General features: G+C 72.2%; 20 protein-coding genes. 15 read left to right on the top strand and 5 right to left on the bottom strand.

Annotated elements, in window-relative coordinates:
* Positions 1-30 precede the first annotated feature (30 nt).
* The 3 genes from OHA72_RS17925 (at position 31) to OHA72_RS17915 (ending at position 2884) form a co-directional block, all read left to right on the top strand.
* Complete coding sequence (locus tag OHA72_RS17925; RefSeq protein ID WP_203847813.1) at positions 31-276, top strand: acyl carrier protein; 246 nt, start codon at positions 31-33, stop codon at positions 274-276.
* Between the two features lie 88 nt (positions 277-364).
* On the top strand, positions 365-1582 hold the full coding sequence (gene fabF / locus OHA72_RS17920) for a beta-ketoacyl-ACP synthase II (RefSeq protein ID WP_327008958.1): 1218 nt from the start codon (positions 365-367) through the stop codon (positions 1580-1582).
* A gap of 15 nt (positions 1583-1597) precedes the next feature.
* Complete coding sequence (locus OHA72_RS17915) at positions 1598-2884, top strand: carboxyl transferase domain-containing protein (protein ID WP_327008957.1); 1287 nt, start codon at positions 1598-1600, stop codon at positions 2882-2884.
* Between the two features lie 180 nt (positions 2885-3064).
* Here the strand turns inward: OHA72_RS17915 and OHA72_RS17910 are convergent, their stop codons facing one another.
* The 3 genes from OHA72_RS17910 to OHA72_RS17900 all read right to left on the bottom strand — a co-directional run bounded on the left by OHA72_RS17910 (position 3065) and on the right by OHA72_RS17900 (position 7200).
* On the bottom strand, positions 3065-4825 hold the full coding sequence (locus OHA72_RS17910) for a PIG-L family deacetylase (protein ID WP_327008956.1): 1761 nt from the start codon (positions 4823-4825) through the stop codon (positions 3065-3067).
* A gap of 161 nt (positions 4826-4986) precedes the next feature.
* Positions 4987-6654 (bottom strand): glycoside hydrolase family 3 protein, encoded by a 1668-nt coding sequence (locus tag OHA72_RS17905; protein WP_327011588.1) that lies wholly within the window; start codon positions 6652-6654, stop codon positions 4987-4989.
* A gap of 54 nt (positions 6655-6708) precedes the next feature.
* Positions 6709-7200: a DUF3145 domain-containing protein gene (locus OHA72_RS17900; protein WP_327008955.1), complete on the bottom strand. Its 492-nt coding sequence runs from the start codon at positions 7198-7200 to the stop codon at positions 6709-6711.
* Positions 7201-7455: 255 nt separating this feature from the next.
* Here OHA72_RS17900 and OHA72_RS17895 point away from each other — a divergent pair, with 255 nt between their 5' ends.
* Both OHA72_RS17895 and OHA72_RS17890 read left to right on the top strand, forming a co-directional pair.
* Positions 7456-7788: a hypothetical protein gene (locus tag OHA72_RS17895; RefSeq protein ID WP_327008954.1), complete on the top strand. Its 333-nt coding sequence runs from the start codon at positions 7456-7458 to the stop codon at positions 7786-7788.
* A gap of 125 nt (positions 7789-7913) precedes the next feature.
* Positions 7914-9269, top strand: coding sequence for an alpha/beta fold hydrolase (locus tag OHA72_RS17890; RefSeq protein WP_327008953.1), 1356 nt, complete (start codon positions 7914-7916; stop codon positions 9267-9269).
* Positions 9270-9373: 104 nt separating this feature from the next.
* On the opposite strand, the gene OHA72_RS17885 is transcribed toward OHA72_RS17890, so the two are convergent.
* Positions 9374-10372, bottom strand: a complete 999-nt coding sequence (locus OHA72_RS17885) for a saccharopine dehydrogenase family protein (RefSeq protein WP_327008952.1) — start codon at positions 10370-10372, stop codon at positions 9374-9376.
* Between the two features lie 81 nt (positions 10373-10453).
* Between OHA72_RS17885 and OHA72_RS17880 the strand changes: the two genes are divergently transcribed.
* The 5 genes from OHA72_RS17880 (at position 10454) to galK (ending at position 16561) form a co-directional block, all read left to right on the top strand.
* Positions 10454-11083 (top strand): DedA family protein, encoded by a 630-nt coding sequence (locus OHA72_RS17880; RefSeq protein WP_327008951.1) that lies wholly within the window; start codon positions 10454-10456, stop codon positions 11081-11083.
* A 49-nt stretch (positions 11084-11132) separates the two neighbouring features.
* Complete coding sequence (locus OHA72_RS17875) at positions 11133-13301, top strand: HelD family protein (RefSeq protein WP_327008950.1); 2169 nt, start codon at positions 11133-11135, stop codon at positions 13299-13301.
* Between the two features lie 241 nt (positions 13302-13542).
* Positions 13543-14322, top strand: a complete 780-nt coding sequence (locus OHA72_RS17870) for a DeoR/GlpR family DNA-binding transcription regulator (RefSeq protein ID WP_033362424.1) — start codon at positions 13543-13545, stop codon at positions 14320-14322.
* A gap of 20 nt (positions 14323-14342) precedes the next feature.
* Positions 14343-15428 carry a galactose-1-phosphate uridylyltransferase gene (gene galT / locus OHA72_RS17865; protein WP_327008949.1) on the top strand — a complete coding sequence of 362 codons (1086 nt, stop codon included), beginning with the start codon at positions 14343-14345 and terminating at the stop codon, positions 15426-15428.
* A complete protein-coding gene (galK, locus tag OHA72_RS17860) occupies positions 15425-16561 on the top strand; it encodes a galactokinase (RefSeq protein ID WP_327008948.1) in 1137 nt (378 codons plus the stop codon). Before galT ends, galK begins: the two co-directional genes overlap by 4 nt.
* Here galK and OHA72_RS17855 read toward each other — a convergent pair whose 3' ends face one another.
* Positions 16562-18520, bottom strand: coding sequence for an NPCBM/NEW2 domain-containing protein (locus tag OHA72_RS17855; protein WP_327011587.1), 1959 nt, complete (start codon positions 18518-18520; stop codon positions 16562-16564).
* Here OHA72_RS17855 and OHA72_RS17850 point away from each other — a divergent pair.
* From OHA72_RS17850 to OHA72_RS17830, 5 genes are all read left to right on the top strand, one after another.
* Positions 18447-18728 carry a hypothetical protein gene (locus tag OHA72_RS17850; RefSeq protein ID WP_327011992.1) on the top strand — a complete coding sequence of 94 codons (282 nt, stop codon included), beginning with the start codon at positions 18447-18449 and terminating at the stop codon, positions 18726-18728. The two genes, OHA72_RS17855 and OHA72_RS17850, sit on opposite strands and share 74 nt — an antisense overlap.
* Before the next feature lie 189 nt (positions 18729-18917).
* Positions 18918-20003, top strand: coding sequence for an ABC transporter substrate-binding protein (locus OHA72_RS17845; RefSeq protein WP_327008947.1), 1086 nt, complete (start codon positions 18918-18920; stop codon positions 20001-20003).
* A gap of 106 nt (positions 20004-20109) precedes the next feature.
* The gene (locus OHA72_RS17840) at positions 20110-21636 is read left to right on the top strand and encodes a sugar ABC transporter ATP-binding protein (protein WP_327008946.1); all 1527 of its coding nucleotides are present in this window, start codon (positions 20110-20112) and stop codon (positions 21634-21636) included.
* Positions 21633-22592 (top strand): ABC transporter permease, encoded by a 960-nt coding sequence (locus OHA72_RS17835; RefSeq protein ID WP_327008945.1) that lies wholly within the window; start codon positions 21633-21635, stop codon positions 22590-22592. Before OHA72_RS17840 ends, OHA72_RS17835 begins: the two co-directional genes overlap by 4 nt.
* A complete protein-coding gene (locus OHA72_RS17830; RefSeq protein WP_327008944.1) occupies positions 22589-23596 on the top strand; it encodes an ABC transporter permease in 1008 nt (335 codons plus the stop codon). Before OHA72_RS17835 ends, OHA72_RS17830 begins: the two co-directional genes overlap by 4 nt.
* The last annotated feature ends 201 nt before the right edge of the window (positions 23597-23797 follow it).

Here is a 23797-nt window from a genome sequence, read left to right as displayed (position 1 = left end):
GGTTGCGTCAACCCAAGGAAGGAAAGCTCTATGTCCACCCGTGAAGAGATCGCCGGCGGTCTCGCCGAAATCCTCGAAGAGGTCGCCGGGGTCAACCCCGACGACGTCGCCGAGGAGAAGTCGTTCACCGACGACCTGGACGTCGACTCGCTGTCGATGGTCGAGGTCGTGGTGGCGGCGGAGGAGAAGTTCGGCGTGAAGATTCCGGATGACGAGGTGCCGAACCTCAAGACCGTCGGTGACGCCGTGTCGTACATCGTGAAGTCGCAGGCCTGAGAGCCGTTGTCGCGGTCTCGGGTCTGGACGGTCACCCCGGACCTGCCCGAGACCGCGCCATGTGGGTCAGCCAGAGAGGTGTTGTGCTGTGAGTGTTGAGGTCGTCGTCACCGGGCTCGGGGCCACCACGCCCCTGGGCGGGGACGTCGCGTCCACGTGGGATGCGATGCTCGCCGGGAAGTCGGGTGTGTCGCCGCTGACCCAGGACTGGGCCGCGCAGCTGACCGTGCGGATCGCCGCGCAGTTGGCCGTCGAGCCGAGTGAAGTGATCGATCGGGTGCAGGCCCGCCGCCTGGACCGCTCCGAGATGACCGCGATCATCGCCGCCCGCGAGGCGTGGGCCGACGCCGGCTCGCCCGAGGTCGACAAGCTGCGGCTCGCCGTCAGCGTCGGCACCGGCATCGGCGGCGCCCAGACCCTGCTCAACCAGGACGACATCCTGGAGGCCAGCGGCCCGCGCAAGGTGTCGCCGCACACCGTGCCGATGCTCATGCCCAACGGCCCGGCCGCCTGGGTCGGACTCGAGCTCGGCGCGCAGGCCGGCGTGCACTGCGTCGCCAGCGCCTGCGCCACCGGCGCCGAGGCCATCGCGCACGCCCTCGACCTGATCCGGCTCGGCCGCGCCGACGTCGTGGTCGCCGGCGGCACCGAGGCCGTCATCCACCCGCTGCCGATCGCCGGGTTCGCCTCGATGCGCGCCATGTCGATCCGCAACGACGAGCCCGAGCGCGCGTCGCGCCCCTGGGACAAGGGCCGCGACGGCTTCGTCCTCGGCGAGGGCGCCGGCGTCATCGTGCTCGAACGCGCCGACCACGCCCGTGCCCGCGGCGCCCGCATCTACGCCCGGCTCGCCGGCGCGGGCATGACCTCCGACGGGTACGACATCGTCCAGCCGCACCCCGAGGGCGACGGCGCCGTGCGCGCCATCGAGTTCGCGATCCGCGACGCCGGGATCGCCAAGACCGACGTCGTGCACGTCAACGCGCACGCCACCTCGACCCCCGTCGGCGACCTGGCCGAGATCAAGGCGCTGCACCGGGCGCTCGGCGACCACCCGCTGCTCACCTCCACCAAGTCGATGACCGGGCACCTGCTCGGCGCGGCCGGTGCGGTCGAGTCGATCGCCACCATCCTCGCCATCTACCACGGGGTCGTCCCGCCGACGATCAACCTCGACGAGCCCGACGACCAGCTGGACCTGGAGGTGGCCGCCCACAAGGCCCGCCACCTGGACATCCCCGCCGCCCTGAACAACTCCTTCGGGTTCGGCGGCCACAACGCCGCGCTGGTGTTCGCCCGCGCCTGACGTCCGGGAGCCGCGATGACGCTCGCGTCCGCTCAGTCCGGCACCGCGACCGCACGCCTGCGCGCCCTGTTCGACCAGGACACGCTCCGGCCCACGGCACCGTCGGACGACGACGGTGCCGTGGCCGGGCGCGGCACGGTCGACGGGACCCAGGTCATCGCGTTCGCCGCCACCACCCGGATGGGCGAGGCGGGCTGCCGCCTCGTCGTGGACACCATCGACGCCGCCATCCGCGAGCGGCTCCCCGTCGTCGGCCTGTGGGACTGCGGCGGCGGGGCCGCCCGCCTCGCCGGGGACGTCGCCACGCTCGACGCCGTCGGGCAGGTCCTCGCCGCCGTGGTCCGCGCGTCGGGTCGCGTCCCGCAGCTCTCCGTCGTGCTCGGCCCCGCCGCGTACGGCCCCGCCCTCACCGACATCGTGATCATGAGCGACGCGGGCGCGGAGGCCGACGCGGCCCGCCCCGGCGTCGCGCACGTGCGCGCCGGCGACGACGCGGCGGCGCTCGCCACGGCCCGCGAGCTCGCCGTGCTGCTGGGCCGGCAGGGCCGTCTGCGCGTCGACGACGTCGCCGAGGCGGACCTCGGCGCGCTGCTGCCGCCGCGGCACCTGGCGTACGACGTGCGCCCCCTCATCGAGCGGCTCCTCGACGCACCCGGCGTGGAGCTGCACGCGGGGTGGGCACCGAACGTCGTCACCACGCTCGGCCGGTTCGGTGGCCGTACCGTCGGCGTCGTCGCCAACAACCCGCTGCGGCTCGGCGGCTGCCTCGACGTGGCCGCCGCCGAGAAGGCGGCCAGGTTCGTGCGCACGTGCGACGCGCTGGGCGTGCCGCTCGTCGTCCTCGCCGACGTCCCCGGGTACCTGCCGGGCCCCGGCCGGGAGCCCGGCGACGTGGTCCTGCGCGGCGCGAAGCTCCTGCACGCGTTCGCGGAGGCGGTGGTACCGCGGGTCACGCTCGTCACCCGCAGGGCCTACGGCGGCGCGTACATCGCGATGAACTCCCGCTCGCTGGGCGCCACCGCCGTCCTCGCCTGGCCGGACGCCGAGATCGCCGTCATGGGCGCCGCCGCGGCGGTCGACGCCCTGCACCGCGAGCGCCTCGCGGCCGCCCCGCACGAGGAGCGGGAGCAGCTGCGGGCCCGGCTCATCGAGGAGCAGGCGGCGGTCACCGGCGTCGACCGGGCCCTGAAGCTCGGAATGGTCGACGCCGTGATCCGGCCGGAGCTGACCCGCGGCCGGATCGCCGCCGCCCTGGCCGACGCACCGGCCGCCCGCGGCGCCCACGGCAACATCCCGCTGTAGGGCTTTGCCAGGCGCTCGCGCCGGCAGCCTCCCACCATCGCCCTGGGCAGGTTCCTGGCGCCGGTCGAGGCCGCCGGTGCGAGCACCGGCAGCCTTCCGCCGCCGGCCGGGGCGGTTCCTGGCGCCGCCCGAGACGGGCAGGGCCGCCGGCGCCGTAGCGCCGGCGGTTTCTGCCGCTGGTCAGGCGGGCAGGGTCTGCCACGCCCCGAACGGCTGGGCGACGCCAGGCGCGACCTGGCTGCGGACCCGCACCACCCCGTCCAGCCCGACGGCGGCGATCACCACCGCGCCGGCTGCGTCGACCGCGGCGGCGGGCACGTCGATGAACGGGCCGCCGTCCAGGTCGCTCCACGTCCAGGACGCTCCGGCGGGCACGCCCACGGCCAGCAGCCCGTCGCAGGTGCGGCTCAGCAGCATCGGATCCCGGCCGGTGACCACGGGTCCCGTCGCCCCGGGACGGCCGGTCGCGGTCACCGCCGCGTTCCAGCCGGCCGCCGGCGCGCTCTGCCGGTTGACCACGACCTCGCCACCGACCGCGCGGTAGGCGACGGCCGCGGTGCCGTCCTGCAGGAGCACCGTGGACGGCGGCGAGGACGGCACCACCCCGGGGAACGCGGAGTTGAGCACGAACGCGCCGCCCATGGTGTTCTGGTACCAGTGCAGGATGCCGGTCCGGGTCGCCGCGACGAGCTCCACACAGCCGCCCGGGTTGTTGACCCCGGACGGTTCGCCCTGCACGTCGGTGCCGCCGAGGTCGGTCCAGGAGGCCGGGAAGCCCGCGTTCGGCCCGGTCTGGCTCTTCGCGGACACACCACCGCCGCCGTTGCGGACCGCGACCACGATCCGGCCGTTGCCGAGCAGGACGCCAGTGGCCGCGCCGACCTGGTCGGCGTTGCCGAAGGCGCTGTTGGGGTTGCCCAGGTCGGTCCATGAGGTGGACCACCCGCCGTTGACGGCCGTCTGGTACGTGCTGACGATCTTGTGGTCGGTGAGGCGCCGCGCGAGCACCTGCAGCCGGCCGTCGGCGTTCGGCACGACCGACACCATGGGCGCCAGCTCACCACCCGAGCCGGTGAGCACCGCGGGCGCGGTGTTCCAGGCGCCGCCGGCGGACTGCAACCACGTCCACAGCAGGCCGCCGCGCACGACGAACAGCTGCAGCCGCCCGTCGACGTTGCGCCCGATCCACGAGTTGCCACGCGGCCACCGCAGGTACGTCGAGTCGACCCAGCCGGTGTTGTACGCGCCGCTGTCGAAGGCGGCGTACGCGTTGATCGTCAGCTGCTTCGCGGCGCGGTCGGTCGCGTGCAGGTCGGCGGGCTCGTCCTGGACGTTGTAGCAGCGGTGGTTGACCAGCGGCATCGCGTCGCAGTGCGTGGCGGCGGCCTGCCCGGCGAACTTGGCCACGGCCACGTGGTCGCCGTGGTCGGCCACGTACCGGGCGTCCGGGACCGGGTCCAGGGTGTGCACGACCGTCGGCTGGTAGCGGGCCATCAGCCCCGTCAGCATGCCGACGACGTCGGCCTTCACGCAGCTGAAGGTCCGCGTGACCTGGCCGCCGGTGACCAGGACCGTGGTCCTGCTCTGCCCGGCGTTGATCGCGTCGAGGGTGCCGTCGGACAGGTTCAGGAACACCAGCTCGACGAGCGCGGCGGTGCCCTGCAGGGTGTACCGCTCGGCCTGCCGCCCGGACGCCCACACCGTGCCGCCGGTCCAGGTCGGGATGCTGATGCCGCACATCTGGGCGTAGGCGGCCATCACCCCGAGCTGCCGGTTCCGGGCCCGCTGCCCGTCGGTGCTGCCGTTGCCGGTGAGCTGCCCCGCGGTGACGTACACCGTGACCACCGCCACTTGCGCGTCGATCGCGGCGGACACATCAGGGTTGATGAAGAACAGATCGTCGTCTGGGTGCGCAACGACTTGCATGACGAGGCCGGGCATCAGTACTCCCCCATTCACCGGTGTTGTGACAACGTTCTCGATGCGGCACCCCGCGCCGCAACTGCCGAACGGGTGTGTCCGTGACACCGGACGGATGAAGATCACCGGTCGTCAGTGTGCGGAACGGCCGATCTACAGGCGGGCATCCACCGAACCGGTGATCAGGCGCACGCGGACGCCGGGAGTCCCTGCACCGGCACCGGCGAGCGGCCCGGCGCCTTCGCCTTGCCGACCAGCACGTCAGCGAGGGCGAGCATCGACGCCTGTGCCGAGGAGTACGTCGCGACGAGGGTGCCCTTCGCCGAGCGCAGCACGTACGGCGTGTCGAGGGCCACCGTCACCGCCGCAGACCCGGACAGGTCGGAGGTGCCCTTGCCGTACCCCACGAGCCGGACCTCCGTGCCGCCCTGCTTCACCACGGTCGCGCCGGCGGCGGTCAGGGCCGCCTCGAGCCAGCCGCGGGCCGTCTCGCTGCCGGCGCTGGTGACCCGGACCGGGCCGGTGACGAGGGCACCGGAGCAGGGGCCGCGCAGGACGGTGACCGCCGCGGCGGCGCTCGCCCGCGCGGCGGCCTTCCCGGCGTCGCTGTTGACGGCCGACGCGCCGGGACGGGGCACGGCGGCGAGGCGGAACTTGAGCGTCAGGATGCGGGTCGCGGCCTCGGTGAGCCGCTGCTTCGGCAGCCGGCCGGAGCGTGCCGCGTCGAGCAGCCCCTTGTACGCCTCCGTCAGCTTCGGCGGCATCAGCAGGATGTCGTTGCCGGCGAGGACGGCGCGCACGGCGGCCTCACCGGGCCCCCACTGCTCGGCGGGCTCCATGTTGAGCGCGTCGGTGACCACGACGCCGGTGTAGCCGAGCTTCGTGCGCAGCAGGTCGACGAGGACCTTGCTGGAGAACGACGCCGGCACCCCCGGGTCGACCGCCTTGACGTCGAGGTGGCCGGACATGACCAGGCCGACGCCGGCGTCCCCGGCGGCGACGAACGGCGGCAGGTCGCCGCTGTCCAGCGCGGCGAGGCTCTGGCCGAGCACCGGCAGGCTGCTGTGGCTGTCGACGGTGGTGTGGCCGTGCCCTGGGAAGTGCTTCACGGTCGCGGCGACGCCGGCGGACTGCAGGCCCTTCACCGCGGCGGCCACCTGGGCCGCGACGAGCTTCGGGTCGCTGCCGAAGGACCGCGAGCCGATGACCCCGCCGGGCTGCGCGCCGAGGACGTCGGCGTCGGGGGCGAAGTCGACGTTGACGCCGATGGCGGCGAGCTCGGTGCCCGCGGCCTTCCACGCGGCCTCGGTGAGCGCCGGGTCGCCGCCGGCGCCGAGGGCCATGGCGCTGGGCAGCTGCACGATGCCGTCGCGGATGCGGGTGACCTGCCCGTACTCCTGGTCGGTGCCGATGAGCAGCGGGATCTTGGCGGGGAGGCCGAGCGCCGCGGCCTGCAGGCCACCGGTGAGCTTGGTGACCTGGGCCGGCGACTCGACGTTGGTGGTCTTGTTGGTGCCGGCGGTCGGGTCGTCGGCGCTGCTGGACACCAGGATGACGCCGCCGAGGTGGTACTTGCGCACGATCTCCGCCGGGGTCGACGCGCCGGCGTAGGCCTTGTTCGCCGACGCGGAGCCGGAGGAGACCTTGTCGGCGTCGTTGCCGTACGCGTAGGGCATCAGCAGCTGCCCGATCAGCTCCTCGTCGGACAGCCGGGCGACCAGCTCCGCGGCCTGCTTCGCCGGGTCGCCACCGGGGGTGACGGCGGAGTCCTGCGCCGTCGCGGACGGTGACGGCGTCTCAGGCCTGCCGTCGGTGCACCCGCCGAGCAGGACGGCGGTCGCCACGAGCAGGCGTGATATGGGTCCAAGGCGCGGCACCGTGCCACTCAACCACGCACGTGCAAGTTACCCAACTCGGGTGAGCAGCGTCATGGGGACGCCGTCGGCGGCGTGCCGGTACGGCTCCAGCTCGGCGTCCCAAGGTCCACCCAGCGCCTTCTCCATCGCGTGGGCGAGCGTCTCGTACCCCCGTGACGTGGCGATCAGGCTCCGGAGTCGGTCTTCGGACAGCACGATGTCGCCGTTGGCGCTCGTCGAGCCGTGGAAGAGGCCGCGGCCGGGCACGTGCATGAACCGCTCGCCGTCGACACCGGAGCTGGGCTCCTCGGTGACCTCGAAACGGATCATGGGCCACTGCCGCAGGGCAGCCGCCAGCTCGCCCCCGGTCCCCGTCGCGCCGGACCATGAGCATTGGGCCCGGCGAGCCGACGGCTCGACAGGCTGCGGTGTCCACTCGAGTCTGACCGGCGCTCCGAGGACGCGCGCGATCGCCCACTCGACGTGCGATGACACGGCGAGCGGTGACGAGTGAACATATATGACGCCACGCGTGGGCACGTATGACCTCCCGGAGACCGAGGTGCGTCTTCCCCTACGACCTCGAACCCGGCACGGTCTGCCCTGTGGCTATGTGCTTGTGGGACCCATGATGACGATGTTGCCCGCGGTGCGCCAGAGAATCGCCAACTCGGCTCCTACGAAATGTCCAACGGGTGGAGCCTCCACCAGGTAACTCACTTTTTTGGCCGGACCGGCCGGGTGTTACAGTTTTGCTGTCTTTCGCAGTTTCAGGCTCGACAAGGAGTTCCCGCCGTGGCGAACAACACCTCCAAGACCGCGCGGGCCTCAGTCCGCGCAGGCCAGGCCGGCGCATCCGGCGCCCTGAGCGTGCTGGGTGAGTTCAAGTACCTCATCCCGCTCAACGGCGGCAAGCACGTCTACGTGCGCAACCTGACCAACGGCAAGACCAACCGGCTCAGCACCTCCTCCGACGCGTTCGTCGACGAGATCCGCGTCCTCGCGGGCGCCGGCCACGCCGCGAAGCTGCGGGTCGAGCTGCAGGCGCTCAACACCGCCCACCCCGGCCACGGCTGGGACGCGACCGAGCAGCGCCTCGTCGACGCGGGCGTGTTCGAAGCCGCCTGACGTTCACTTCACAGCCGCCGCCCGGGACGTCCTGGGCGGCGGCTGCGTGCTGCGCCGGGTTCACTCGCGAAATGCTCCCAGGGACCACCGGGGTAATTTGACGTACTTCCGGGTAACAATGGTCCATGGGTTCCGTCGTCTCCCCCTCCGCCGTGAGGCTCCCGGACGGCGCCCGCCTGTACAGCGTGCTGTACCCGGCCGCCTCGGACGACGGTGACGGCGGCGGTGCGGCGCAAACCCCGGTGACGGTGGTCCTCCTGCACGGCTGGACGCTCGACAACCGCCTCTGGCGACAGCAGATCGCCGACCTCCCCGCCCGCCTCGGCGCCCCGGTCCGGATCCTCGCCTTCGACCTGCGCGGCCACGGCCGCTCCTCCGCCACGTCGGGCACCGACGCGACGCTCGAGCAGCTCGGCGACGACCTCGCCGAGGTCGTGGCGCAGGTCGTCCCCCACGGCCCCATCGTCCTCGTCGGGCACTCGCTCGGCGGCATGGCGATCATGGAGTACGCGCAACGCCACGCCAAGGCGTTCGCCGCCCGCACGGTCGGCGTGGTCCTCGTGTCGACCTCGGCCGAGGGCTCGTCGCGGACCAGTTACGGCTTGAGTCCCAGGCTGGCCCGGGTGATGCGGATCCTGGAGGTCCAGGGCGCCGGCCTGCTCGCCCGCTCCGGCGCCTGGCGCCCGCACCGCAGGCTGATGCCGCTGCTGGCGCCCGGGGTGCGCTGGCTGGTGTTCGGCCACCGCGTCGACACGTCCTGGGTGGCCCTGACCGCGTCGATGGTCGGCAACGCGCCGCTGTGCGCGATCGGCGGTTTCCGGCCGTCGGTCGACCTGCACCACCGCGTCGACACCCTCGCCGCGATGCGGGGCCTGCCGGCCGCGGTCCTGGTCGGCACCCTGGACCGGCTGACACCACCGGCCTGCGCGGCGACGATCACCGGCGAGCTGCCCGGCGCCGAGCTGATCACGTGCGAGGACGCGGGGCACATGCTGCCGATCGAGCGCCCCGACGTGGTCACCGACGCGATCGTCGGCGTGATCCGCCGGGCGGCCGGCAGGACCCGCGTGGTCCGGCAGCGCGCCGCCGCCCCGCGGCGAAGCTCATCCGCAGCGAAGGCCGGCCCCGCAGCGACAGCCCCCACGGCGAAGGCCGGTCCTGCGGCGACAGCCCCCACGGCAACGGCCGGCCGCGGCCACGGCCCCCGCAGCCACGGCCGGCGCCGCGGCCGCGACCAGCCCCGCAGCCGAGACCAGCCCCGCAGCCGAGACGAACCCCGCGGCGAAGGTCACCGAGGCGCCGCGGAAGTCACTGCGGCGGCGCGGCGACCCCCGGCGGGCCCGGCCCGGGCAGCGCGGAGGTCGACGGCCCAGGCGCCGCGGAGGTCGGCGGCGGAGAGGTCGTCGCGGCGGCCTGACGACCCGGATCAGCGGAACCGGCACGCAGGACAACGGAAAGGCGGCACCGCTGCGTCCCGGTGACGGCGACCGCTTGCTTTGCACCGTACCGCATCGTACCAAACTGGCGGCAACCCCAGTCACCGTGCCATCACTCATTGTGGATACACCGCGGAAACGTGCGGTGGTCAGTGCGGCGGCGTGACGGTGACGCCGTCCAGGGTACGCACGAAGTCGGCGCCGAGCGCCGTCGCCGGGGTGTGGGTGCCGGGGGTGATCCCGCCCTCGAGGACCCGCTGCACGGCCCGCAGGGAGGCGTCGGCGGTCAGGGCGTAGGCGTTCGGCCCCGTCAGCGTCGCGGTGCGCGTGTTCCCCGCGCCGTCGGTCACCGAGCCCCACACCTCGCAGCCGGTCCCGGCGCGGCGGGTCGTGGACGGGCCGCCGGCGGGGACGAGGGCCTGGGCGACGGCGCGCAGCGGGCGCAGGCGCAGCAGCCGTACCAGCGGCGAGGCGGCGTTGCGCGGCAGCCGCATGTACACCGTGATGTTGGGGACACCGGTGGAGTGGTGGGCGGTCACGAGGTCGCCCCACCGGGTGGCGCCCACGGTCCGCTCCCCCGACGGGAACGGCACCGTCCGCGACGGCGTGCCGAACGGCGTCGCGACCAGGGCGCCGTCGACGCGGCGGCGGCCGCCGGACGCGGCCTCGCCGAGGCTGGTGCGGGCGGTGCCGCGGCTGAGCCCGCCGGGCGCGTCGAACGCCAGCTCCAGTGAAACGGCGTCCGGCAGGGCGGCGACGAGCATCGCGGCGAGGCAGTCGGTCGGCACGACGTCGAAGCCGGCGCCGGTCAACAGGACGACACCGGCGCTCACCGCGCGTGACGACTGGGCGAACATCCAGTCGAAGACATCGAGCTCGCCGGTGATGTCGAGGTAGTGCACGCCGGCGGCGAGGCAGGCGTCCACGAGGGGGCGGGCGGTGGCGGCGAACGGCCCGGCGCAGTTGACGACGGCGCTGACGCCGTCCAGGTCGGGTGCGGTGAGGGGGAACGCCCGGTGCGGCAGCCCGAGCTCGCCTGCCAGACCCGCCACGGCGGCCGACCGGCCGGCGAGCACCGGGCGTTCGCCGCGGCCGGCCGCGAGGCGGGCAAGCAGTGACCCGCTGTAACCGTTTGCTCCATACACCATCCACGTCACGGTCGTCACGGTATGAGATGGTGGAGACCGAGACCACCGCGGGGAGGCACTGTGCACCACATCGAGACGTGGATGGCGACCCTTTCGCCCGTCTGGGTCTATCTGCTGGTCGGCGGTGTGATCGGGATCGAGAGCATGGGGATCCCAGTGCCTGGCGAGATCACGCTCGTCACCGCGTCGCTGCTGTCGGTGACGACGAGGATCGACCCGTGGCTGGTGGCCGGGTCGGCGTCCGCGGGCGCGATTATCGGCGACTCGATCGGCTACTTCATCGGCCGGCGCGGCGGGCGGCACCTCCTGGAGCGGGTCGGGCGGCGGTTCCCGAAGCATTTCGGGCCGGCGCACCTGGCGAAGGCGGAGCGCGCGTTCCAGCGGTGGGGCGTGTGGGCGGTGTTCTTCGGCCGGTTCATCGCGCTGCTGCGCATCCTCGCCGGGCCCCTCGCGGGCGCGCTGCGCGTGCCCTACGGCAAGTTCCTGGCCGCGAATGCCCTCGGTGGTCTGACCTGGGCGTTCGGCACCGTCTTCGCGATCTACTACGTGGGGCAGGCGGCGGAGAAGTGGCTGAAGGACTTCTCCTGGATCGCCCTGGCCGCGGCGGTCGTCGCGGGCCTTGCCACGACCGTGTGGCTGCGCCGCAAGGCGGCCGCGGAGGCCCGGGCGTTGCGCGAGGAAGCCGAGAAAACGCCGGCACCCACGCCGTGAAGTAGGCTCGTAGGGTTGTTTTTTCAACCCGGGTGCTAGGGGTGGGGCGTTGAACGACGCGGTTCGCGAGTCGGAGATCGCCGCCGAGCAGGCATACCTTGTCCGGGTCTACACCCGCCTCGACCAGTTGCGGATCACGGCCGCCGAGGTGGAGCGCGAGGGCTACAGCCTGGCCAGGGTGGGTAACTTCGGTGCGCTGGTCGAGCGCGACGCGATGGTCTACCACGCCGCGAAGCGGCGCCGGGCCCTGGAGAGCGAGCACGACGGGCTGGTCTTCGGCCGGCTCGACCTCGGCCCGGACGGGCGCTCCGGCGACGGCAAGGACGCCGCTTCGGCGGATCCGGTCGTCCCCGGGGGTGAGGTTCGTTACATCGGGCGGCTCGGGCTGCGCGACGAGACCTACGAGTCGCTCGTCGTGGACTGGCGGGCACCGGCGGCGGCGCCGTTCTACCGCGCCACCCCCGCCGACCGGATGGGGGTCGTGCGCCGGCGGAGCATCCGCAGCAGCAACGAGAAGGTCATCAGCATCGAGGACGACCTGCTCGACCCGGAGGCCGCGCCGAGCGAGATGGCGGTGATCGGCGACGGGGCGCTGCTGGCAAATCTGTCCCGCGCGACCGGCACGGGCATGAAGGACATCGTTGCCACGATCCAGCGGGAGCAGGACGACGCGATCCGCTCACCCAGCCTGGGCGTGACGATCGTGCGCGGCGGGCCCGGCACCGGCAAGACCGCGGTCGCCCTGCACCGCGCGGCGTACCTGTTGTATGCGGACCGGAACCGCTACGAGTCGGGCGGGGTCCTCGTCGTCGGCCCGTCGGACGTGTTCGTCGGGTACGTGTCGCGGGTGCTGCCCTCCCTCGGTGAGGACACCGCGTCGCTGCGCTCCCTCGGGCAGCTCCTGGAAGGCGTGCAGGGCAGCCGGCACGAGCCGCCGGAGGTCGCGGCGATCAAGGGTTCGCTGCGCATGCAGCGGGTGCTGAGCCGGGCGGCCCGTGGACCGGTCCCTGACTCGCCGGACCGGCTGCGCATCCTGTACCGCGGCGAGCTGCTGGTCCTGGAGCGCCCCGCGCTGGACGACCTGCGCCGCACGGTGCTCAACCTCGGGGTGCGGCGCAACGCGGCGCGGGCGAAGGCGGCCGGGCACGTGCTGGACGCCTTGTGGCGGCAGAGCGTGGAGCTGCTGCCGTCGGGGCGGCAGCAGAAGCGTGAGGAGTTCGCGCCGGACATCGCCGAGCGCCCCGAGTTCGTGGCGTTCATGCGGGCCTGGTGGCCGGTGCTGCGCCCGGCGCAGGTGCTCGGATGGCTCACCGACCGTCACCGGCTGTCCCGCTGGGCGAACGGTGTGCTGAGCAACCGGGAGATCGCGGTGCTCGCCGGCGCGATCCGCCCCGACGACCCGTCGGTCGAGGACGTGGCGCTGCTGGACGAGCTGCACGAGCTGCTCGGGGACCCGCCGGTGCGCAAGCGCGCGGCGCGGGACCCGTTCCAGGTCGCCGACGGGGTCCGGGAGGTCACGACGTACTCGGACCGGATGGCGGCGGCCCGGGCGCAGGCGGTGGAGCGCCCGACCGACTACCGCGACTACGCGCACATCATCGTCGACGAGTCGCAGGACGTGTCGCCGATGCAGTGGCGGATGATCGGCCGCCGCGGGCCCAACGCGACGTGGACGATCGTGGGCGACCCGGCGCAGGCGGCGTGGGGTGACGCGGCGGAGGCGGAGCGCGCGATGGACGGCGCGATCGGCAGCCGGCGGCGCTCGGCGTTCACGCTGACCACGAACTACCGCAACTCGGCGGAGATCTTCGAGGTCGCCGCGCGGGTCATCCGCAAGGCGCAGCCGGACATCGAGCTGCCGACGGCGGTGCGCACGGCCGGGCAGCAGCCGGTGCTGAGCACCGTCACGGCGCCGGAGCTGGAGGCGGCGACGCGGGCGGCGGCGCGGACGCTCCTGGACCAGGTCGAGGGGACGGTGGGCGTCATCACGCCGACGGCCCGCCGCGACGAGATCGCGAAATGGGTCGACGAGCTCGCCGGGGACGGGCGGCTGCAGACGGTCGGTGCGCTGGACTCGAAGGGCATGGAGTACGACGCGGTGCTGGTGGTCGAGCCGGCGCAGATCCGCGACGAGGCGAAGACCGGTTTCAGGACGCTCTACGTGGCGTTGTCCCGGGCGACCCAACGTTTGACCACGGTCGGAACCACACCCTTCTGAACATCGTTCGCACAGTTCTCTGTTCGAGTTTGTTGACTTCTGGTCGGCTAGGTTCGAAGCTGTAGCGCATGCGAGCGCACCCAGCCGCCCTTCGTGGGGGTGTCCACCCGGCCGTCAACTTCGGCCGGGCCACCGGGGTGCACACCGTCTCTGGCGACGTAACGTCTGCGTTGGAATCTGCGATGGGTTTTGCCATCCGCGCAGCCGCGCAAGCCGCTGCGCCTGCGAAGGGAACGGCGTGATGCTCGCACAGCAACGTCAAACGGCCATTCTGGATCTGGTGCGCCGTCACGGTGGCGTGCGCGTGAGCCAGTTGGTGCGCCAGTTCGGCGTGTCCGACATGACCATCCGCCGCGACCTGGAGGCCCTCGCCGACCGCGGGCTGGTCGACAAGGTGCATGGCGGCGCCACCATCGCCGGCCCCGGATCCACCGAGGAGCCCGGCTTCGACGCCAAGTCGGTGCGCCAGCGCAACGAGAAGGCCGCCATCGTCGAGCGGGCCGCGAAGCTCATCGAACCGCACACGGCGGTGGCGTTGTCCGCCGGCACCACGACGGCGGCGCTCGCCGCGCATCTCGTCGACGTCCCCGGACTGACGATCGTCACCAACTCGATCCCGGTCGCCGACACCCTGTACCACGCCGGCCGGCCCGACCAGACGGTCGTGCTCACCGGCGGCATCCGCACCCCGTCCGACGCCCTCGCCGGCCCGGTCGCGGAGGCGGCGATCGGCTCGCTCAACGTCGACGTGCTGTTCCTCGGTGTGCACGGCATGAGCCCCCGCACCGGTTTCACCACGCCGAACCTCATGGAGGCCGGCACCAACCGCCTGATGGTCTCCGCCGCCCGCAGGCTGGTCGTGCTGGCCGATCACACGAAATGGGAGATGGTCGGCATCGCGACCATCACCCCGCTCGACGAGGCGGACATCCTCATCACCGACGTCGGGCTTCCCGCCGAGGCACGGGTGCAGCTCGCTGAGCGCGTCGGTGAACTCATCGTGGTCGATCCGAACGGTTAGCCACCCCAACTGGAGAACGAGTGAAGCGCACGGTCACCCACCTCGCCGACGGTCGGGAACTCATCTACTTCGACGAACGCGACGACGCGTCCCGCGACGACGTCGACCAGCGGGAGCTGCCGCCCCCGCCCGCAGCGTCAGAGATGCGTCACGACCCCATCCTCGATGAGTGGGTGGCCATCGCCGCGCACCGGCAGTCCAGGACCTACCATCCGCCGTCCGACCAGTGCCCGCTGTGCCCGTCCACACCGGACTGGCAGAGCGAGATCCCGGCCGGTGAGTACGACGTGGTGGTGTTCGAGAACCGGTTCCCCTCGTTCAGCCACCGGGTGGGGCCCGAGCGGGGCGACATCCTGCCGGGCCTGGTGCCGACCCGGCCGGGCGCGGGCCGCTGCGAGGTGGTCTGCTTCACCTCGGACCACAACGTGTCGTTCGCGTCGCTGTCGCAGGCCCGGGTCCGCACCGTAATGGAGGCGTGGGCGGACCGCACCGCCGACCTGTCGACCCGCGACGACATCGAGCAGGTCTTCTGTTTCGAGAACCGCGGGACCGAGATCGGCGTGACGCTGTCGCACCCGCACGGGCAGATCTACGCGTACCCGTTCGTCACGCCGCGGACCCGCCGGATGCTCGCGTCGGCCCGCGCGTACGGCAGCGAACGCCCCGGCGGCAACCTCTTCGCCGACGTGCTGGCCGCCGAGCGTGCCGACGGGTCGCGGGTGGTGGCGGGCAACGCGCACTGGACGGCGTTCGTGCCGGCGGTGGCCCGCTGGCCGTTCGAGGTCCACCTGTACCCGCACCGGCAGGTGCCGGACCTGCCGGCGCTGGGCGCGGACGAGCGCGACGCGTTCGCCCCGATCTACCTGGAGGTGCTGCGCCGCCTCGACGGCATGTTCGGGCTGCAGATGCCCTACATCTCCGCCTGGCACCAGGCCCCGGTGCGCGTCGACCGGCACCTGGCATACCTGCACCTGCAGCTGTTCAGCACCCGCCGGGCGCCGGGCAAGCTCAAGTACCTCGCCGGATCCGAGTCCGGCATGGGTGTGTTCGTCAACGACGTGCGGCCGGAGCAGGCCGCCGAGATGCTGCGGGAGGTCCGGCTGTGACAACGGCGGCGGAGCGTCTGGAGCCCGGCGAGAGCCTCTGGGTGAGCCCTGGCCGGGTCAACCTCATCGGCGAGCACACCGACTACAACGACGGGTTCGTGCTGCCGTTCGCGCTGCCGCACGCGACCGCGGTCAGCGGCACCCGGCGGACGGACAGGCGCTGGGTCGTCACGTCGGAGCAGACCGGTGAGACGGTCACGTTCGACCTCGCGGACCTGAGCGCGAAGGTCGAGGGCTGGGCCGCGTACGTCGCCGCCGTGGTGTGGGTGCTGCGCGAGGCGGGCGTCGACGTGCCGGGCGCGGAGCTCAACATCGCCTCCGATGTGCCGTTCGGCGCTGGGCTGTCCTCCTCGGCGGCCCTGGAGTGCGCGACGATGGCGGTCCTGGCCGACCTCGCCGGCCTGGGCGGCACCGGCCTGCCGATGCGGGACCGGCCGCGGCTGGCGCAGCGCGCCGAGAACGAGTACGTGGGCGCGCCGACCGGCATCATGGACCAGGCCGCGTCGACCCTGTGCCAGCAGGGCCACGCCCTGTTCCTGGACTGCCGGTCCCTCGCGACCGAGCAGGTGCCGTTCGACCTCGCCGCGGCCGGGCTGAAGATCCTGGTCGTGGACAGCAAGGCGCCGCACGCGCACGTCGACGGGGAGTACGCGGCCCGCCGCAAGGCCTGTGAGGAGGCCGCCGGGGTCCTGGGGGTGGCGGCGCTGCGCGACATCGACGTGGACGCGCTGCCCGACGCCCTGGCCAAGCTCGACGACGACACGACGCGCCGCCGGGTCCGGCACGTGGTGACCGAGGACCAGCGGGTGCTGGACACGGTCGCCGTGCTGCGCGCCGGTGACCTGCGCGCGGCGGGGCCGCTGATGACGGCGTCGCACGCGTCGATGCGCGACGACTACGAGATCACGGTGCCGCAGGTCGACACGGCGGTGCGGGTGGCCCTGGAGCACGGCGCGCACGGCGCCAGGATGACCGGCGGCGGCTTCGGCGGCTGCGTGCTGGCGCTGGTCGACGAGGGCGCGTGCGACGCGGTGGAGGCGGCGGTGCGGGAGGCGTTCGCCGTTGAGGGCTTCACGCCTCCCGACACCTTCGTGGTCACCCCTGGGCGGGGGACGTACCAGGTCGGCGGCTGATCAGCAGATGAGCCGTGCGTCGGCCCAGTCGGCGTGGTCGAAGTCGATGGAGCCGGCGCCCGCGGTGACCAGGCGCAGCGTGCTGCGCCCGGCCACGGCGACGTCGACGGCGGCGGGGGCCGCCGCGGTCACGGTCGGGCTGGTCCACAGCGTGACACCGTCGGCGACGACGCTGAACACGACACCGGTCGAGGACGTGCCGACCTCGGCGTCGATGCCGGCGACGGCGGTGAACCTGCTGCACGCCCCGCCCAGCGGCACGCTGAGGTCGCCGGCGGCGTGGACGCCGACGCCCTTGGGGTAGCTGACCCCGCCGACGGTGATGAGGCTGCCGTCGCCGGTGGCCTGCTCGCCGTTGGAGGTGTCCCGTTCGGCGGGTCCCCAGCCGTTCACGGCTGTGCCCCAGGTGCGGTCGCTGACGGCCGTACCGGCGCCGCTGCCGCCGCAGACGAGGGTCGGTGCTCCCCAGTCGGCGTGGTCGTAGGCGATGCCGTCACGGGCGTCGGTGGCCCGCAGTTCCAGGGTCAGGTAGCCGCCGGTGGACACGGTCAGCCTGGTCGGCGCCTGCCCGCCGGTCTTCACGCCGGTGAAGCCGAGGAGCCGGCCGTCGCCGTACACCGCGAACCGGACCGACCCGTTGGTGCCGGCCTCGGCGTCGACGCCGACCTGGGCGGTGAACGTGCGGCAGGCCCGGCCGAGGTAGACGTGCACGGCGGCGTCGGCGTGCCCGCCGATGCCCTTGGTGAACGCGGTGCCGCCGATGTTCAGCGCCGCGCCGTCCCCGGCGGCCTGTTCACCGTTGGCGCGGTCGCGTTCCACGGGTCCCCAGCCGCCGCTGGAGGCGAGCCAGGGCAGGTCGCTCACCTGGAGCGTGCCGGCGGCCGGTGGGGCCGCCAGGGTCCCGGCGCGGGTGACCCGGAACATGGCGACGCCGTGCGGTGGCACGGTCGCCGACAGCGTTCCTGCCGTGCTTCCGGTGGCTGCTGTCCAGAGGTTTTTCGTGGTGTACGAGGTGGAGCCGCCGAGTCCGAGTGCCGCGGCGGTCGTGGACACGGTGGTGGCCGATCCACCACGGTTGAACAGCACCGCCGCGGCGGAGCCGTCACTCATCGGTTTCGCCCACACCTCGGTGTCGCCGTTGTCGGCGACGCGCCGGCCCTGTGAGCCGCCCCAGTCCTGGTTGACGGCGATGACGTCGGCGTTGCGCAGCACGTTGAGCGTGGCGGCGGGGACGCTGCGCAGGTCGTTGCCGAGCAGCAGCGGCGAGGACAGCAGCGCCCACAGCGAGAAGTGCGCGATGTTCTCGTCCTGGGTCAGCGGCCCGTTGCCGACCTCGAGCATGTCGGGGTCGTTGTAGTAGCCCTTGCGGGCGAAGGTCTCCAGGCCGGCCTGCTGGTCCAGCAGCGAGGTGACGCTGCCCCAGCTGGCGTTGATGTCGCCGGTGGTGCGCCAGAGGCTGCCGCCCACGTTCGGCGCGAACTCCCATGGTGCGTCGTCGCCCCAGTTGCAGATGCTGTAGACGATGTGCCGGCCGGTGGCCTTCAGCGCGTCGCCCATCGCCTTGTACCGGGCGGCGGCGGGGCGGCCCTGGTTGTTGCAGTTGTCGTACTTGAGCAGGTCGACGCCCCACGACGCCCAGGTCTGCGCGTCGACGGTCTCGTGGTCGAGGCTGGCCGGCAGTCCCTGGCAGGTGGCGGTGCCCGCCGAGGAGTAGATGCCGAGCTTGAGCCCGCGGGCGTGCACGTAGTCGGCGACGGCGGCGATCCCGCCGGGGAAGCGGACCGGGTCGGGGCGCAGGCGGCCCTGCGCGTCACGGGTCGGCGCCATCCAGCAGTCGTCGATGTTGACGTACGTGTAGCCGGACGCGCGCAGCCCGGTGCTCACCATGGCATCGGCGGTCGCCTTGATGAGGTTCTCGTCGATGTTACAACCGAACCTGTTCCAACTGTTCCAGCCCATGACGGGTGCCGCAACGGGGCCGGGCGCCGGGGTGGCGGTGGCGGCCGCCGGTCCCGTCCCAACTGAAGTGATGAACGTGGATACGAGCAGCGCCGTGGCGGCGGCGGTGAGGACGCGCCTCAACGCCCGGGGATTTCGGTCCATCCAAGCTCCCAGGGTCGAGAAGATCGAAAGTGTTGAATATTGTGGCATACCCGCCAGCGGTTGAACACGATCGATCGCCGCGATGTTGGGACAACCTCGCCAAGGTCTCGAACATGTGACAGTTGTTGTTTGGTTTTGGGTGGCTGGGTGGAAACTCTTGACAGAAAAAGTTGGAGGATGAGTGAATGCGGTACGCCCCAACGCGGCGCACCTCGCGCCGCGGTCCACCCCTCCGCTCAAGGGAGTGACCGAGATGATCGATATGCGTGGCCGCTGGCGGCCCGCCCTGGCCGTTCTCAGCGCCTCCGCCCTGCTGATGACCGGCTGCGCGAAGTCCGAGGACGACCCGGCCGCGAAGACGACCGCCGACAGCTCCGCCGCGGTGCAGACGACGAAGTCCGCCGCCGCCGGAGGCTCGACCTGCACCCTGACGCAGTTCGGCGGCCAGAAGGTCGACCTGAAGACGGCCACCATCGGTTTCTCCCAGTCGGAGAAGGAGGCCAACCCGTTCCGCATCGCCGAGACCCAGTCCATCAAGGACGAGGCGGCGAAGCTGGGCATCCCGGCGGCCAACCTGAAGGTGACCAACGCGGACTCGAAGTTCGACAAGCAGATCACCGACGTCAGCACCCTGATCGACCAGGGCGTGCAGCTGCTCGTCATCGCGCCGCTCAACTCCGACGGCTGGGACTCGGTGTTCCAGAAGGCGGCCGCGAAGAAGATCCCGATCGTCACCATCGACCGGAAGATCAACGCGAAGCACTGCACCGACTTCCTGACGTTCATCGGCTCCGACTTCTACGAGCAGGGCAAGCGCGCCGCCGACAAGATGGCCAAGGCCCTGAACAACACCGGCACCGTCGCGATCCTGCTGGGCGCCCCCGGCAACAACGTGACCACGCTGCGGACCAACGGGTTCAAGGAGCAGATCGCCAAGGTCGCCCCGAACATCAAGATCGAGTTCGAGCAGACCGGGCAGTTCTCCCGCGAGGAGGGCCAGAAGGTCTCCGAGCAGCTGCTGCAGTCCAAGCCCGGCATCAACGGCATCTACGCCGAGAACGACGAGATGGCCCTCGGCGCGATCACCGCGCTGAAGGGCGCCACCAAGAAGGCCGGCGACGTCAAGATCGTGACGATCGACGGCACCAAGGGCGCCGTCCAGGGCATCGTCGACGGCTGGATCTACTCGGTCATCGAGTCCAACCCGCGCTTCGGCCCGCTCGCCTTCGGCACCGCCACCAAGTTCTTCAACGGCGAGGCGATCGCGGAGAACATCATCATCTCCGACCGCGAGTACGACTCGGCCAACGCCGCGGCCGACCTGGGCCTCGCGTACTGACCCGTTGACCCGCTGCAGCTGACTGTTTGCCACAGAGCCCAGGTCGGGGATGTCCCGGCCTGGGCTCTGCTTTCAAGAACGCTGCTTTCTAGATGGGACCCCTCGCATGTCCGCTCCGGACGCGCCGCTGCTCGAAGTGCTCGGCGTCAGCAAACAGTTCCCGGGGGTGCGCGCCCTCGACGACGTCTCGTTCACCCTGCGCGCCGGCGAGGTGCACGCCCTCGTCGGTGAGAACGGCGCCGGCAAGTCGACCCTCATCAAGGTCCTCACCGGCGTCTACCAGCCCGACGGCGGCGACCTGCGGCACCTGGGGCGGCCCGTCACGTTCCACGGCCCGCTCGACGCGCAGGCGGCCGGGATCTCGACCATCTACCAGGAGGTCAACCTCGTCCCGCTGATGAGCGTGGCGCGCAACCTCTTCCTCGGCCGCGAACCGCGCAACCGGCTCGGCCTCGTCGACGTCGCCCGGATGAACCGGGAGGCCACCGGGATCCTCGCCGGCTACGGCATCACCTCCGACGTGCGCCGCCCGCTGGGCCTCATGGCGCTCGGCGCGCAGCAGATGGTCGCCCTCGCCCGCGCCGTCATGGTCGACGCCCGCGTCGTCGTCATGGACGAGCCGACGTCCTCGCTGGAACCCCGCGAGGTCGAGACGCTCTTCGGCGTCATCCAGCGCCTCCACGACCAGGGCGTCGGCATCATCTACGTCAGCCACCGCCTCGACGAGCTGTACCGCATCTGCGACCGCGTCACCGTCCTGCGCGACGGCAGGCTCGTGCACACCGGACGCATCAAGGACCTCGACCGGCTGCAGCTCGTCTCGCACATGCTGGGCCGGCCGATGTCCGACGTGCGCAAGGCCGGCTTCACCAGCTTCGCCGGCGAGCACGCCACCGCCGACAGCCGGCCCGTGCTGCGCGCCTGCGACCTCACCAGCCGGCACAAGCTCACCGGGGTCAGCTTCGAGGTGCTCCCCGGCGAGGTCGTCGGCCTCGGCGGCCTGCTCGGCGCCGGGCGCAGCGAGACCATCAAGGCCGTCGCCGGGGCGCTGCCGCTGGACCGCGGCACCGTCGAGATCGACGGCAAGGTCCTGCGCCGCCCCAACCCGGTCGCCGCCCTCAAGGCCGGCATCGCCGTGCAACCCGAGGACCGCAAGGCCGAAGGCATCGCCCTGGGCCTGTCCGTCCGGGAGAACATCGCCCTGGCCGTCCTGCCCCGGCTGTCCACCGCCGGCGTCGTCTCCGAACGCAAGATCGACAAGATCGTCGAGACGTTCATGCAACGCCTGCGGATCAAGGCCTCCAGCCCGCACCAGCGCGTCGGCGACCTGTCCGGCGGCAACCAGCAGAAGGTCCTCCTCGCCCGGCTCCTCGCGACCGGGCCCAAGGTGCTGCTGCTGGACGAACCCACCCGCGGCATCGACGTCGGCGCGAAGGCGGAGGTCCAGGCGCTCATCGACGAGCTCGCCGCCGAAGGACTCGGCGTCGTGCTCGTCTCCTCCGACGCCGAGGAGCTCATCGAGGGCTCCGACCGTGTGGTCGTGCTGCGCGACGGCGCCGTTGCCGGCATGCTGCGCGGCGACGAAGTGACTACGGAGCATCTGATGAACGTGATCGCGACGGCGGCCTCATGACCACCGCCACCGTTCCGGCCTTCAACGGCGCCGCCGTCCGCCGGCTGCTGCCGCTGTACGGGGTCTACGTGGCCCTCGCCCTCCTCGTGCTGTTCAACGTCGTCTGGACCGACAACTTCCTCGCCTGGAACAACCTGCGCATCCAGCTGGTCCAGGTCACCCCGGTCGTCATCGTGGCGCTCGGCATGGCCCTGGTCATCGGCACCGAGGGCATCGACCTGTCCGTCGGCTCGGTGATGGCGCTCGGCGCGGCACTCATCCCCCTGTACCTCGGCTACGGGATGCTCCCGGCGATCCTGCTCGCGGTCCTCGGCGGCGTCTTCGTCGGCCTCGTCAACGGCAGCCTCGTCGCGTTCGTCGGCCTGCAACCGATCGTGGCGACCCTCGCCATGCTCGTCGCCGGGCGGGGCGTCGCCCTGGTGCTGTCCGACGGCAAGTACAAGGACATCCGCGACAAGGACTTCCTCGCCATCGGCACCGACGCGGTCCTCGGCGTGCCCTACACGGTGTGGATCGCCGCCGTCCTCGCCGTCGTCGTCGGGTTCGTCGTGCGGCGCACCGTGTTCGGCCGGCGGCTGCTCGCCGTCGGCGACAACCGGGCCGCCGCGCAGCTCGCCGGCGTCCCCGTGCGCCGGGTCCTGATCACCGTCTACGTCATCGCCGCGGTCCTCGCCGCCGTCGCCGGCGTGATCCAGGTGTCGCGGATCGGCTCCGCCGACGCGTCCCGCATCGGCCTGCTCATCGAGCTGTCCGCGATCACCGCCGTCGTCGTCGGCGGCACCCCCCTCACGGGCGGGAAGGTCCGCGTCCTCGGCACCGTCGCCGGCGCGTTCCTCATGCAGCTGCTGACCGCGACGATGATCGCCAACAACCTGAAGGACTCGACCGCCCAGATGGTCCAGGCGGTCATCATCCTGGTCGCGGTCTACACGGCCCGCGAACGGAGGACCCGATGACGCTCGTCGCCGAACCACAGCTCGAGAAGGCCGAGGCGGCCTCGCTGCGCACCGAACGCATCGTCGAGCTCGTCCAGCGCCAGGGCGCCCTCGCGGTCCTCGGCATCGTGCTCGTCGCCGGCCTCGTCGCGTACGACAACTTCCGCAGCGTCGACAACGCCGGCACCATCCTCATCTCGGCCGCGCCGGCCGCGCTGATCGCGCTCGGCATGACCTTCGTCATCATCACCGGCGGGATCGACCTGTCCGTCGGCTCGCTCTACGTCCTCGGCGGGGTCCTCGCCGCGTGGGCGTCGCAGTACGGCATCGCGGCCGCGTTCGCCGTGCCCCTCGCCGTGTGCGGGCTGTTCGGGCTGGTACAGGGGCTCGTCATCGCCTACGCGAGGCTCGCGCCGTTCATCGTGACCCTCGCCGGGCTGCTCGGCGCGCGGGGACTCATGCTCGCCCTGTCCGACGAGGGCGGCACCACGTACCTCGTGGACCCCGGCGCGTTCAAGGACTTCGGCAAGGGCGAGCTGCTCGGCGTCAAATACCCCGTGTACCTGGTCGTCGTGCTCTTCGCGGTCGGCATGGTCGCGTTGTACCGCACGCGCTTCGGCCAGTCCGTGTACGCGATCGGCGGCAGCGAGGACGCGGCCCGGCTGATGGGGGTGCGGATCCGCGGCACCCAGATCCGGGTCTACGTGCTGTCCGGGCTGCTCGCCGGGCTCGCCGGGGCGATCAACGCGGCCCGGCTCGGCTCCGGCGTCACCGTCCTGGGCACCGGCATGGAGCTCGACGCGATCGCCGCCGTCGTCATCGGCGGGACCCTCCTGACCGGCGGCGCAGGCACCATCGGGGGCACCATCGCCGGCGTCCTGCTGCTCCAGGTGATCCAGAACCTGATCAACCAGGACGGCGGGGTCACGTCGGCCTGGCAGACGGTGATCAGCGGGGCGTTCATCGCGCTGGTCGTCGTCGCCCAGACGTACCTGGCCAGGCTGCGGCGCGTGGCCTCGGGATAGCGTTCCGCGTTCCCGAGGCCAGGGGCACTCCGGTCGTACTTTCGGCCAGAGTGCCCCTGTCGTTTTGCATCTTGCATCGCTGACTCACCGACACAGAGCGCACACGTTGTGCGACTCTGGCGGGTGTGAGGCACCCAACATGAACTCCTTGCCGCGTCGGAATTACCCCCTGGGAACCCCCGTCGGCGTTGGGAGGTCAGT

This window comes from Dactylosporangium sp. NBC_01737, from assembly GCF_035963215.1.
Lineage (GTDB): Bacteria > Actinomycetota > Actinomycetes > Mycobacteriales > Micromonosporaceae > Dactylosporangium.
This window is presented reverse-complemented; position numbering and strand designations above follow the sequence as displayed.